The organism is Hydrogenophaga sp. SL48, assembly GCF_021729865.1.
Classification (GTDB): Bacteria; Pseudomonadota; Gammaproteobacteria; order Burkholderiales; family Burkholderiaceae_C; genus Hydrogenophaga.
Map to the genome: position 1 here is coordinate 2,338,376 of NZ_CP063400.1, position 13,200 is coordinate 2,351,575.

The 13,200-nt window shown below is 67.7% G+C and carries 10 protein-coding genes; 5 read left to right on the forward strand and 5 right to left on the reverse strand.

The features are described from left to right. The first annotated feature begins 31 nt into the window (after nt 1–31). Nucleotides 32–1,015, forward strand: coding sequence for a LysR family transcriptional regulator (locus IM738_RS11100; protein ID WP_236965917.1), 984 nt, complete (start codon nt 32–34; stop codon nt 1,013–1,015). Here IM738_RS11100 and IM738_RS11105 read toward each other — a convergent pair. The 3 genes from IM738_RS11105 to uvrC form a co-directional block, all read right to left on the reverse strand. Beyond that, entirely contained in the window at nt 972–1,886 is a 915-nt protein-coding gene (locus tag IM738_RS11105) for a DMT family transporter (RefSeq protein WP_236965918.1), read from the reverse strand. The genes IM738_RS11100 and IM738_RS11105 overlap by 44 nt on opposite strands. Then, nucleotides 1,886–2,455: a CDP-diacylglycerol--glycerol-3-phosphate 3-phosphatidyltransferase gene (gene pgsA, locus IM738_RS11110; protein WP_236965919.1), complete on the reverse strand. Its 570-nt coding sequence runs from the start codon at nt 2,453–2,455 to the stop codon at nt 1,886–1,888. Before pgsA ends, IM738_RS11105 begins: the two co-directional genes overlap by 1 nt. A 111-nt stretch (nt 2,456–2,566) precedes the next feature. Further along, nucleotides 2,567–4,612, reverse strand: a complete 2,046-nt coding sequence (gene uvrC, locus IM738_RS11115; protein WP_236965920.1) for an excinuclease ABC subunit UvrC — start codon at nt 4,610–4,612, stop codon at nt 2,567–2,569. Between the two features lie 65 nt (nt 4,613–4,677). Between uvrC and earP the strand changes: the two genes are divergently transcribed. The 4 genes from earP to IM738_RS11135 all read left to right on the forward strand — a co-directional run bounded on the left by earP (nt 4,678) and on the right by IM738_RS11135 (nt 8,362). Further along, on the forward strand, nt 4,678–5,802 hold the full coding sequence (earP, locus tag IM738_RS11120) for an elongation factor P maturation arginine rhamnosyltransferase EarP (protein ID WP_236965921.1): 1,125 nt from the start codon (nt 4,678–4,680) through the stop codon (nt 5,800–5,802). Nucleotides 5,803–5,954: 152 nt separating this feature from the next. Next, the gene (gene efp / locus IM738_RS11125; RefSeq protein ID WP_077330302.1) at nt 5,955–6,509 is read left to right on the forward strand and encodes an elongation factor P; all 555 of its coding nucleotides are present in this window, start codon (nt 5,955–5,957) and stop codon (nt 6,507–6,509) included. A 69-nt stretch (nt 6,510–6,578) separates the two neighbouring features. After that, nucleotides 6,579–7,457, forward strand: a complete 879-nt coding sequence (locus tag IM738_RS11130) for an AEC family transporter (protein ID WP_236965922.1) — start codon at nt 6,579–6,581, stop codon at nt 7,455–7,457. Nucleotides 7,458–7,492: 35 nt separating this feature from the next. Continuing rightward, nucleotides 7,493–8,362, forward strand: coding sequence for a TIGR00730 family Rossman fold protein (locus tag IM738_RS11135; protein ID WP_236965923.1), 870 nt, complete (start codon nt 7,493–7,495; stop codon nt 8,360–8,362). A 146-nt stretch (nt 8,363–8,508) separates the two neighbouring features. Here the strand turns inward: IM738_RS11135 and IM738_RS11140 are convergent, their stop codons facing one another. Continuing rightward, entirely contained in the window at nt 8,509–9,897 is a 1,389-nt protein-coding gene (locus IM738_RS11140; protein WP_236965924.1) for an efflux transporter outer membrane subunit, read from the reverse strand. Between the two features lie 149 nt (nt 9,898–10,046). Beyond that, nucleotides 10,047–13,193 (reverse strand): efflux RND transporter permease subunit, encoded by a 3,147-nt coding sequence (locus IM738_RS11145; RefSeq protein WP_236965925.1) that lies wholly within the window; start codon nt 13,191–13,193, stop codon nt 10,047–10,049. Between the last annotated feature and the right edge of the window lie 7 nt (nt 13,194–13,200).

The window sequence follows — 13,200 nt, forward strand, 5'->3', positions numbered from 1 at the left end:
TGTCAATTGATTGATTCCAAAAGGGAAACAATTGGACCGTCCCGATCTTGAACTCGTCCTGGCCGTGCGACAGCACGGCAGCCTGGTGATGGCCGCGCGGTCGCTGCGCGTGGCGCCGTCGGCCGTGACCAAACGACTGGCCGCGCTGGAGGCCCGGCTGGGCCTGCGCCTGTTCCAGCGCACGACCCGCCGCGTCAGTCCCACGGCCGAGGGCGAGACGATGTGCGAGCGCGCCAGCGAGCTGCTGCACGGGTTTGATGCACTGGAAGCCGAGCTGCGCGAGCGCCAGACCGAACCGGCCGGCCCGATCCGCCTGGCCGCCACCTTCGGCTTCGGCCGCTTGTGGCTGGGGCCGGCATTGGCGGATTTCCAGGCGAGGCACCCGGCGGTGGACATCCAGTTGCAGCTGACCGAACAGCTGCCCGATCTGGTGGTGGATGGGTGGGATGGCGCCATCTGGCTCTGGAACGCGCCGGCCCATCGCGCCAGCGAATGGGTCTCGCGCCGGCTCGCGTCCAACCAGCGCGTGCTGGTGGCCGCGCCCGCCTACCTGAAAGCCCACGGCGAACCGCGTTCGCTGCCCGATCTGGCGGCCCACACCTGCCTGGTGGTGCGCGAAAACGGCGGCGGACCGGGCCAGCGTTTTGACCACTGGCGGCTGCAACGTGAGGGCGAATCCGAGGTTCGGCACACGCCGGTGCGCGGACCGCTCTCCAGCAACTCGGGCGAGATGGTGCGCGACTGGTGCCTGGCCGGTCACGGCATCATGCTGCGCAGCCTGTGGGACATCGCGCCGCAGCTGGAGAGCGGCGCGCTGGTGCGGGTGCTGCGCGAATACGCGATGCCCGACGCCGACATCCACTGGCTGGCGCCCTACCGCGCCCAGGTGCCGCGCCGCATCCGCCTGCTGGTGGATTTTCTGGTCGCGCGCTTCGAGGACGAACCGTGGCGAAAGCGGGGCCCGGGTCGGGTCAGCGCGCCGGCCGCACCACCAGGCTCACGCCGAAAGCGGTGAGCGCGGTGCCGGCGATCGTCACCGCCGTGATCGGCTCGGCAAACAGCAGCCAGGCGATCAGCGCGGTGCTCGGCGGCACGAGGTACATCAGGCTCGTCACCGAGGCTGCCGCGCCGCGCTGGATCAGCATGTACAGCAGCGAACTGCCGCCCAGCGTGAGCCCCAGCACCGACCAGGCCATGGCGCCCACCAGCTCGGCGTTGAGCGCAGCGTTTGCCGAACTCCATTGCATGGACTCGGACTCCATCAAGGCCAGCGGCAGCGTGACCAGCAGCGCGGCGGCCAGCTGCACCGTGTTGGCGCTGCGCACGTCGCAGGGCAACACAAAACGCTTCTGGTAGAGCGTGCCGACGGTGATGGCCAACAGGGCCATCACGGCGAACGACAGGTTGATCCAGTTGGCCTGATCACCCGGGCCGCCCGCGCCGAACTTGCGCGAGACCACCAGCACCAGGCCGGCAAATCCCAGCAACAGGCCGAGCCATTGGCGGCGCGACACGTGCTGCCCGCCCACGCTGGTGAGCCAGATGGCGGTGAGCACGGGCTGGATACCGACGATCAGAGACGACAGGCCCGACCCCATGCCCGCCTTCACCGCAGCCCAGACGCCGCCGAGGTAACCCGCGTGCATCAGCACGCCGGTGACGGCGAGGTGCAGCGCCTGGCGCCGGTCGCTCGGCCACTTCACACCGGCGACCACGATCCAGGGCAGGAAACAGAGGATGGACAGCGCGTAACGCACCGCCAGAAACTTCATGGGCGGCGCGTGCGGCATGCCGTAGCGCGCGACGATGAAGCCCGTGCTCCAGATCAGCACGAACACCCAGGGCATGGCGCGCAGCCACGCATTGTCTTGAGGCGCCGGCGTCATCAGCGCGAGCGGGCGCGGATCTCGGGCAGCGCCTTCTGCAGGTAATACACCATGGACCAGACGGTCAGCACCGCGGAGATCCAGATCAGCCAGGTGCCCCACAGGTGCGTGTCGATCACACCGAGCAGCGTGCCGTTGAACAGCAGAAAGGGAATCGCGGTCATCTGCACCGCCGTCTTCAGCTTGCCCACCATGTGCACCGCCACGCTCTTGGTGGCACCGATGATGGCCATCCACTCGCGCAGCGAGGAAATGGCGATCTCGCGGCCGATGATGATCAGGGCCACGAACACGTCGGCCCGTTCCAGGTGCACCAGCACCAGCAGACAGGCACAGACCAGGAACTTGTCGGCCACGGGGTCCAGAAAAGCGCCGAAGGCCGAGGTCTGGTTGAGTTTGCGCGCGAGGTAGCCGTCGGCCCAGTCGGTGGCGGCGAACACCACGAACAGCACGGTGGCGATCAGGTTCTGCTCTTTGGCGCTCATGCCTTCCAGATAGAACACCCCGATGATCAGCGGGATGGCGACGATGCGCGCCCAGGTCAGCAAGGTGGGAAGGTTGAAGAACATGGCGTGATTATGGGGGAGCGGTGTACAGCCACCAGGGCGCCGCGAAACCGGCGTGGCCGGGCCGCCAGTGCCGCCCCCTCGGGGAGTGACGCCGCAGGCGGCCCGGGGGGGTCAATGCAATGCCCGGTAGATCGCATCGGCCAGCTCGGCCGAGATGCCGTCCACCGTGCACAGATCTTCCACGCTGGCCGAGGCCACGCCGCGCACACCACCAAAACGCTGCAGCAGACGCGCCCGCTTTTTGGGACCAACGCCCGGAATGTCTTCGAGCTTGCTGCCGCCCGTGCGCACCTTGGCACGCTGCGCACGCATGCCGGTGATGGCGAAGCGGTGCGCCTCGTCGCGGATCTGCGCCACCAGCATCAGCGCCGCCGAGTCGTGGCCCAAGTAGACCTTTTCTCGGCCGTCGGCAAACACCAGCTCTTCCAGGCCCACCTTGCGGCCCTCGCCTTTCTCCACACCGACGATCAGCGCCAGGTCCAGCCCGAGTTGCTGGAACACCTCGCGCGCCATGCTCACCTGCCCCTTGCCGCCGTCCACCAGCACCAGGTCGGGCATGCGTGGCCCGGTGGGCAAGCCCGAGGTGGCATCGGTGGCGCCTTCGGCAGCGGGCTCTGATGCATCCGCCGGTTCGGCGGGCGCAACGGCCTCCTCCGATTCAGCGCGCAAGGCCTCGGCGATCTTGCCGTATCGGCGCAGCAGCACCTGGCGCATCGCGGCGTAGTCGTCGCCGCCGGTGATGCCTTCGATGTTGTAGCGGCGGTACTGCGCGTTCTGCATCTTGTGGCCTTCGAAGACCACGCAGGACGCCTGTGTCGATTCGCCCGCCGTGTGCGAGATGTCGAAACACTCGATGCGCAGCTCGTCCAGGCTGTCGTCGGACAGGCCCAGCGCCTCGGCCAGCGCGCGGGTGCGCGCCTGCTGCGAGCCTTCTTCCGACAGCAGCCGTGCCAAGGCGATGTCGGCGTTCTTCTGCGCCATCTCCAGCCAGATGCGGCGGTGTTCGCGCGGCTGGTGCACCGCGTTGACCTTCGCCCCCAGCTGCTCGGTCAGGGCGTCCAGCAGCGGCTTGCCCACCGCATGGCTGGTCACCAGGGTGTGCGGCATGGCCGTGCCCAGGTAGTGTTGTGCGATGAAGGCTTCGAGCACCTGCACCGCCACGCGCTCGGCCGGGTCGCCGACCGCCGTGCCCTCCTCGGACAGCAGGTTCTGAATTTGCGTCGCGTCCTCCACGTGCGCCGGGAAATACGGCCGGTCGCCCAGGTGGCGGCCGCCGCGGATCATGGCCAGGTTCACGCAGGCACGGCCTCCCAGCACCTTGACAGCGAGCACGTCCACGTCCTTGTCGGACACGTTGTCCATCGCCTGCTGGTGCAGCACGCGGGAAAGCGCGCTCATCTGGTTGCGGATCTCGGCCGCCTGCTCGAATTCGAGCTTCTCGGCGTGCGCCATCATGCGCGCCTCCAGCGTGTCGAGCACGGCCTGGGTCTCGCCACGCAGGAAGCGCTCGGCGTCGGCCACGTCCTGCGCGTAGGCCTCGCTGTCGATCAGGTCCACGCAGGGGCCGGTGCAGCGCTTGATCTGGTACAGCAGGCAGGGCCGCGTGCGGTTGGTGAACACCGTGTCTTCGCAGGTGCGCAATCGGAACACCTTTTGCAACAGGGTGATGGTTTCCTTCACCGCCCAGGCGCTGGGGTAGGGGCCGTAGTAGCTGTGGCGCCGGTCCACCACGCCGCGGTAGTAGGCCATGCGCGGAAACGCCAGCGAAGGCACCGGTCGCACCCCGGCGGTGCGGAAGGTCTCGCGCGTGCCGGTGATCTTGAGGTAGGGGTAGCTTTTGTCGTCGCGGAACAGGATGTTGAACTTGGGGTTCAACGTCTTGATCAGGTTGTTTTCCAGCAGCAGCGCCTCGGCCTCGGAGCGCACCACCGTGGTCTCCATGCGCACGATCTTGCCCACCATGTGGCCGATGCGCGTGCCGTCGTGGTTTTTCTGGAAATAGCTGCTGACGCGCTTCTTCAGGTTGCGCGCCTTGCCGACGTAGAGCAGCTGACCTTGCGCGTCGAAATAGCGGTAGACCCCGGGCAACCCCGGCAGGGCCGCGACTTCGCTGAGCAGTTGTTCGGAATGCGGGGCTTCGGGTGCGGGGCTGGACATGGGCGGTATTGTGAACGGCCCGTCACCCGCCTTCGGCACGTGGGGAATGCGGCAAGATCGCGAACATGCCCGCCGCCGCCTCACGCCCCGACCCCATTCCCCACCTGACCTGGGACGTGTTCTGCCACGTCGTCGACAACCTGGGCGACATCGGCGTCTGCTGGCGCTTCTGCGCCGACCTCGCCGCGCGCGGGCAGACGGTGCGCTTGTGGGTCGACGAACCGGGTGACCTGGGCTGGATGGTGCCCGGTGCGCTCGAAGGCCATGTGGTGGGCGTGCAAGTACTGCACTGGACCGCGCCGCTGGCGCCGGGCCTGCTGGCGAACCTCCCGTTGTCCGACGTCTGGATCGAAACCTTCGGCTGCCACCCGCCGCCCGAAGCGCTGGAGCACCGGGCCAACGCCATCGCGGCCGGAGGACGGGAGCCCGTCTGGGTCAACCTGGAATACATGAGCGCCGAGTCCTACGTGGAACGCTCGCACCGCCTGCCCTCGCTGGTGTCTTTCGGGCCGATGCGCGGCGTGGGCAAGTGGTTTTTCTACCCCGGCTTCACACCCGCCACCGGTGGGCTGCTGAGGGAAAACGACCTGGCTGCCCGGCAAAGCGCTTTCGACAGCAACGCGTGGCTGGCGTCGCGCGGCCTGCCCCACACCGACCGATCGCGCGCCAGCCTCTTCTGCTACGAGCCCGCCGCCCTGCCCGCTGTGCTGCAGCAGTCGGGTGACGCTGCCTGCGACTGGCTGGTCACCGCCGGCCGCGCGGGCGACGCCGTGGCCAACGCCCTGGCCCAGGGGTTGGACACCGGCCTCGCCGCCCTGCACCGCCTGCCGCGCCTGACCCAGCGCGACTACGACCACCTGCTGTGGAGTTGCGACCTCAATTTCGTGCGCGGCGAAGACTCGCTGGTGCGCGCGCTCTGGGCGGGCAAGCCCTTCGTCTGGCACATCTACCCGCAGCACGACAACGCCCACCACGCCAAGCTCGACGCTTTCCTGGACTGGCTGCAAGCGCCGGCCTCGCTGCGAGAGATGCACCACGCCTGGAACGGCATGGCCTCTCCGGCCAAGGTGTGGCCCGGATGGGCCGTGGTTGGCGACTGGACCGACTGCGTGATGGCCGCGCGGGCGCGCCTGCTGACCCAGCCGTCATTGAGCGAACAGCTGCTCGAATTCGTGCTGGAAAAGCGATAAAATCGAAGGCTTTTCAGAAAACCGGTGTGGCCTCTGGCTTTTTCCCGGTTCCAGCCAGCCGTCTGCCTCGCCGCGCAGATCGCAGCTCTCAAGACCCTCCCGCAGGCCGCAAGCGCCCTGCCGGAACCCGCGGCCCAACTGTTGGAATCCCTATGAAAATCGCCCAAGAACTGCGCGCCGGCAACGTGATCATGCATGGCAAGGACCCGATGATCGTCCTGAAGACCGAGTACGCCCGTGGCGGCCGCGGTGCTGCCACCGTGCGCCTGAAGCTCAAGGCCTTGCTGAACAACATGGCGACCGAAGTGGTCTGCCGGGCCGACGACAAGATGGACCAGATCATCCTGGACAAGAAGGAGTGCACCTACTCCTACTTCGCCGATCCCATGTACGTCTGCATGGACAGCGAATACAACCAGTACGAAGTCGAAGCCGAAAACATGGGCGACGCCCTGAACTACCTCGAAGACGGCATGACCGTTGAAGTGGTGTTCTATGACGGCAAGGCCATTTCGGTCGAACTGCCGACCAGCGTCGAGCGCGTGATCACCTGGACCGAACCCGCCGTCAAGGGCGACACGTCCGGCAAGGTGCTCAAGCCCGCCAAGATCGCCACCGGCTTTGAAGTCGCCGTGCCGCTGTTCGTGGCCCAGGACGACAAGATCGAGATCGACACCCGCACCGGCGAATACCGCAAGCGGGTCTGATTCAGACCTTGTGTTGAAAAGGCTCCTTCGGGAGCCTTTTGCATTTTCACGCTACCCTAGGTGCCCCGTATGGAATTGCTGTCCCGCATCGCCGACGTCATCATCCCGGTCTTCCTGATCGTCGCGGTCGGCTACGGCTACGCGCGGCGCAAGGTGCCGGACATGGCGGTGTTCAACCGCATCGCGCTGGATGTGCTGGCGCCGGTGCTGGTGTATTCGGCGCTGGCGTCCAGGGACTTCCGCATCACCGAACACCTGCCGCTGCTGATCGGTGGCACGGTGCTGATCCTGGGCGGGGGCCTGCTGGCCTGGCCGGTGGCGAAGCTGTTCGGCGCGCAGCCACGCACCCTCGTGCCCGTGGTCATGTTCAACAACTGCGGCAACATGGGCCTGCCGCTCGCCCTGCTGGCCTTTGGCCCGGCGCACTTCGGCGCAGCCGTGGCGCTGTTCTCGGTCAGCAACCTGTTTCACTTCTCGATCGGGGCGCGCATCACCAGCGCCTCGGCGCGCACCCGCGACCTGCTCACCAGCCCGCTGATGATCGGCACCGCGCTGGGCTTCTTCAGCGCACTCACCGAGGTGCGCCCGCCCGATGTGATGCTCGCCGGCTTCAAGCTGCTGGGCGACGCGCTGCTGCCCATGATGCTGTTTGCACTGGGCGTTCGGCTGACCGCGCTGAACCGTTCGGGCCTGGCCCTCGGACTGCTCGGCGCGCTGGCGCGGCCGCTCATCGGCCTGGCCATTGCGATCCCGCTGGCCTGGGCCCTCGGTCTCGAAGGCGCGGCGCGCGGCCAGCTGCTGCTTTTCGCCGCCTTGCCACCCGCCGTGATGCAGTTCATGCTGGCCGACCGCTACCACCAGGAGCCCGACAAGGTGGGTGCGATGATCATGCTGGGCAACGCGCTGGCCGTGGTCTTCGTGCCGCTGGCCCTGGCTATGGGCCTGTGATGCACCCCTTCATTTTTTGCCACTGAAAGTACCCGATGGAAGCCACCCAAGACCTGAGCGAACGGCGCATTGCAGACGCCTGGGCCGACCTGCAGGCCCACGCCAACAACGGCAACCCCCTGGCGGCCGATGCCTACCGCATGGCCTTTGCCGACCCCGAGTTCCTGCTGCGCCGAGAGACGCGCGGCATCCGCTTCCAGCTGGAGATGCTCAAGCCCGATCTCGCCCAGCAGGCGCTGGGCATCGAGAACACCGTCGTGGTGTTCGGCAGCGCCCGCTTCCGGGAGGCGCCCGAGGCGCAGGCCGCGCTCGAACAGGCCCAGGCCGGTGGCGACGCGGAGACCATCCGCAAGGCCGAGGCGATTCTGCGGAACGCGCACTACTACGACGATGCCCGCGCCTTCGGCCGCCTGGTGGCCCGCTACAGCGCCAGCTGCCCGAAGGAAGACCAGATGTTCATCTGCACCGGGGGCGGCCCCGGCATCATGGAAGCGGCCAACCGCGGCGCACACGACGAAGGCGCGCTCAACGTCGGGTTGAACATTTCTCTGCCCTTCGAGCAGTCGGGCAACCGGTTCATCACCCCGCAGCTGAGCTTCAAGTTCCACTACTTCGCGCTGCGCAAGATGCATTTCATGATGCGCGCGAAAGCCCTGGTGGCCTTCCCCGGTGGCTTTGGCACGCTGGACGAGCTGTTCGAGGTGATCACCCTCGTGCAGTGCAAGAAGGCCAAGCCGGTGCCCATCGTACTGTTCGGTTCGGCCTACTGGAAGCGCCTGATCGACCTGGATCTGCTGGTGGAAGAAGGCACGATCTCGCCCGACGACCTGAAGCTCTTCATCTTCGTGGACGAGCCTCAGGCCGCCTGGGACCAGATCCTGCGCTTCTACAGTTTGGGGACTTGACCACCCCCCCCGCCGCGCTTCGCGCGTCCCCCCTTGAAGGGGGGCGCACCCTGGGACCGGCGGAGCCGGATCCTTGGGTGCACTGGGCAAGACACTTCGCTCCGGACGAGCCGGACAGTGCTTCAAAGAAGCGCTCAGTAGCTCACTTACTCCGTCCAGCCGCCCCCAAGCGCCTTGTACAAGGCCACCTGGCTCTGCTGCTGGGCCAGTTTCGTCTGCGCCAGCGCCTGCTGGGTGGCGAACAGCGAGCGTTGGGCATCCAGCACATCCAGGTAACTCGACACCCCGTTGCGGTAACGCAGGTCGGCGAGGCGGAAGCGCTCGGCTTCGGCCGTGGCCTGGGTCTGCTGGGCGATGAGTTGTTCGCCCAGCGTGGCGCGACCGGCCAGTGCATCGGCGACCTCACGGAACGCGGTCTGGATGGCCTTCTCGTACTGCGCCACGGCCACGTCGCGCGACACCTTGGCCACCGTCAGGTTGGCCTGGTTGCGGCCCGCGTCAAAGATCGGCAACAGCGCCTGGGGCGCCAGCGAGAAACCCCAGGAGCCGCTTTCAAACAGGCCCGAGAGCTGGTTGCTCACCGTGCCCACGCTCGCGGTGAGCGAGATGCGCGGGAAGAAGGCGGCGCGCGCCGCGCCGATGTTGGCGTTGGCGGCGATCAGCGCCTGTTCGGCCTGCCGGATGTCCGCGCGGCGGTTGAGCAGGTCGGAGGGCAAGCCTTCGGGCACATCGCTCAGCTGTGCCTGGGTGGTCGCGCCGGGCCCGAAGGGCAGCAGGTGCGCTGGCAGGGTCTGGCCCACCAGCAGGGTCAGCGCGTTCAGATCGAGCGACTTCGCCCGTTGCTGCTGGGCCAGCGTGCTGCGCGCGGCGGCGGCCAGCGATTCGGCCTGGCGCAGGTCGAGCGCCGAGTTGGCGCCGTTGTCGAAGCGCAGCTTGGTCAGGCGCAGCGAGTCCTCGCGGGTGGCGAGCGTGCTTTGCGTGAGGCTCAGCAGTTCCTCATCGGCCTGCAGGCTCAGCCAGGTGCTGGCCACCGCCGCGACCAGGCTGGTTTGCGCCGCCCGGCGCGCCTCTTCGCTGGCCAGGAACTGGGCCAGCGCGGCGTCTTTCAGGCTCGCCACCCGACCAAAGAAGTCCAGCTCCCAGCTGGCCATCGCCAGACCCGCCGTGTAGGTGCTGCTCATGCCGCCATCGGCCGTGGGCTGGCGGTTGCCGGAGGCGGCCAGGTTCAGCGTGGGCAGCTGGTCGGCGCGGCGGATCTGGTACTGCGCGCGCACCTGCTCGATGTTGAGCGTGGCCACGCGCAAGTCGCGGTTGTTCTGCAGCGACAGCGCGATCAGCTCGCGCAGGCGGGCGTCCTGAACGAAGCCCGACCAACTGACCAGCTCGGCACCCGCCGGTGCGTTGGCGGCCTGGCCGGGGAACACCGCCGCCACCGGCGCAGCGGGGCGCTCGTGGGTGGGGATGAAGGAACAGCCGGTCAGCACCAGCACCGCCAGGGCCATCGCGCTGCGGCGAAAGGTCAAAGAAGAAGTCATGTCAATGTCTCCAGCGCGTTTCGTGAAACACGCCATGCAACGAAAGAAGAGGTGCCGCCCCGCACACGCCGCAGAACCGGCTCTGCCGGGCTGCGGGTGTGCTCCCCCCGGGGGGAGACGCGAAGCGGCGCAGGAGGGACGTGTTCACCTCAATGCACCCCATGGTGCGCGGCCTGTTCGGCATCGTGATGACGCTGGCGCTCGCTGCCCTTGAAGAAGCTGCGGACGACGACGAAGAAGATCGGCACGAACACCACCGCCAGCACCGTGCCGGTCAGCATGCCACCGATCACGCCGGTGCCGATGGCGCGCTGGCTGGCCGAGCCGGCGCCCGAGGCCAGGAACAGCGGCAGCACCCCCAGCGTGAACGCCAGAGAGGTCATGACGATGGGGCGGAAGCGCAGGTGGGCGGCGGCCAGCGCCGCTTCGATCACACCCTTGCCCTGCGCCTGCAGGTCTTTCGCGAACTCGATGATCAGGATCGCGTTCTTCGCCGAGAGGCCGATGATCGTGATCAGGCCGACCTGGAAGTACACGTCGTTCGAGTAGCCGCGCAACAGCGTGGCCAGCAGCACACCGAGCACGCCCAGCGGCACCACCAGCACCACCGCCAGCGGGATGGACCAGCTCTCGTACAACGCTGCCAGCGCGAGGAACACCGCCAGGATCGCGAAGCCGTAGAGGATCATGGCCTGCGAGCCGGCGAGCTTTTCTTCGCGCGACTGGCCGGTCCACTCGAAGCCGAAGCCCTGTGGCAGCTTGGCCGCCAGCGCCTCCATCTCGGCCATGGCCTCGCCGGTGCTCACGCCCGGCGCGGCGCTGCCGCTGATGCGCATGGCGGAATAACCGTTGTAGCGCACGGTCTGCATCGGACCCGAGACCCACTTCGTGGTGGCAAAGGCCGACATCGGCACCGCCTGGCCCTTGCTGTTGAGCACGGTGATGCGCAACACGTCTTCGGGCTGCATGCGCGCCGTGGCGTCCGCCTGCACCACCACGCGCTGCAGGCGCCCGGCGTTGGGGAAGTCGTTCACGTAGCTGGACCCCAGCGCGGTGCCGATGGCGGCGCTGACGCTGTCAAAACCCACGCCCAGCGCGTTGGCGCGGTCGCGGTCGATGTCGATCTGCAGCTGGGGCGCGTCTTCCAGGCCGTCGGGGCGGACCTGCGTGAGCAGTTTGCTCTGCGAGGCCATGCCCAGCATCTGGTTGCGCGCCGCGAGCAGCGCGTCGCGGCCCTGGCCGGCGCGGTCCTGCAGGCGGAAGCTGAAGCCCGAGGAGGCGCCCAGCTCGGGAATCGGCGGCGGGCTGAGCGGGAAGACGAACGCATCGCGGATGCCGGAGAACGCCCCGAAGGCCCGCCCCGCCAACGACTGCGCGTCGCTGCCCGGCGCGGTGCGCTCGGACCAGTCTTTCAGCGTCACGAAAGCGAGCGCCGCGTTCTGGCCCTGGCCCGAAAAGCTGAAGCCCAGCACGCCGACCATGCCCTCGACCTCCGGTTGCTGGAGCATGAAGCCTTCGACCTGCTTCATCACTTCCAGCGTGCGCTCTTGCGTGGCACCCGGCGGCAGCTGCACGTTCACCAGCAGGTTGCCCTGGTCCTCGTTGGGCAGGAAGGACGTGGGCAGGCGCTGGTAGATCACCGCCGCCGCCGCGACGATGGCCGCGTAGATGATCAGCGTGCGGCCAGCGCGCGGCAGCAGCTTGCCCACACCGCCTTCGTAGCCCTTGGCCGTGCGCGCGAAGCCACGGTTGAACCAGCCGAAGAACCCGGTCTTGGCGTGGGCGTGGCCCGCCTCCACCGGCTTGAGCAGCGTGGCGCACAGCGCGGGCGTGAGCGACAGCGCCATGAAGGCGGAGAAGGCGATGGACATGCCCATCACCGCCGCGAACTGGCGGTAGATGTTGCCCACCGAACCGCTGAAGAAGGCCAGCGGCACGAACACCGAGATGAGCACCACGGTCACGCCGATGATGGCGCCCGAGATCTGGCCCATTGCCTTGCGCGTGGCCTCCAGCGGCGGCAGGCCCTCCTCGCTCATGATGCGTTCGACGTTCTCCACCACCACGATGGCGTCGTCCACCACGATGCCGATCACCAGCACCATGCCGAACATGGTCAGCACGTTGATCGAAAAGCCCAGGGCCATCAGACCGCCGAACGTGCCCAGCAAGGCCACCGGCACCACCAGGGTCGGGATCAGTGTGTAGCGCCAGTTCTGCAGGAACAGGAACATCACCAGGAACACCAGCGCCACCGCCTCGGCCAGCGTCTTGGCCACCTCCTGGATGGAGATCTTCACGAACTTGGAGCTGTCGTAAGGGATGTTCCAGGTCATGCCCTTGGGGAAGAACTTCTCCAGCTCCGCCATCTTGGTGCGCACGGCCTCGGCCGTGGCCAGCGCGTTGCCACTGGGAGCGAGCTGCACGCCGATGCCGGTGGACGGCTTGCCGTTCAGGCGCGCCGACGTGGCGTAGGCCTGGGCACCGAGTTCGATGCGCGCCACGTCCTTCAGGCGCACGGTCGCACCGTCGCTGCTGGCGCGCAGCACGATGTTCCCGAATTGCTCGACGCTGGCGAGCTGGCCATTGACCACCACGGTCGCCGCGATGCTCTGACCCGCCACGTTGGGCAGCGCGCCGATCTCACCGGCTGAGACCTGCGCGTTCTGGGCGCGGATCGCGTTGCTCACGTCGGCCGCACTGAGGTTGAAACCCAGCAGCTTGGCCGGGTCGATCCAGATGCGCATGGCGCGTTCGGTGCCGAACAGCTGGGCCTGGCCCACGCCCGGCAGGCGCTGGATTTCCGGCACCACGCTGCGCGCGGCGTAGTCGCCCAGCGCCACCGGGTCCAGTGCCGGGTCGTCGCTGGACAGGATGGCGAACAGCAGGAAGTTGCTGTTGGCCTTGTCCACGCGCACGCCCTGCTGCGTCACCGCCGACGGCAGGCGCGGTGTGGCGCGCGAGAGCCGGTTCTGCACATCCACCTGGGCCAGGGCCGGGTTGGTGCCGGCCTCGAAGCTCAGCGTGATGCTGCCGGTGCCGTTGGCCTGCGCCACGGCTTCCATGTAGATCAGGCCAGGCGCGCCGTTCATTTCCTGCTCGATGACCGAGAGCACGCTGTCTTCCAGCGTCTTGGCCGAGGCGCCGGGGTAGGTGGCGTTGATGACGATGGACGGGGGCGCCACCGGCGGGTACTGCGCGATGGGCAGCTGCGTGATGGACACCGCGCCCAGCACCATGATGAAGAGCGCGATCACCCACGCGAAGATGGGGCGCTCGATGAAAAACTTTGCCATGCCGGCT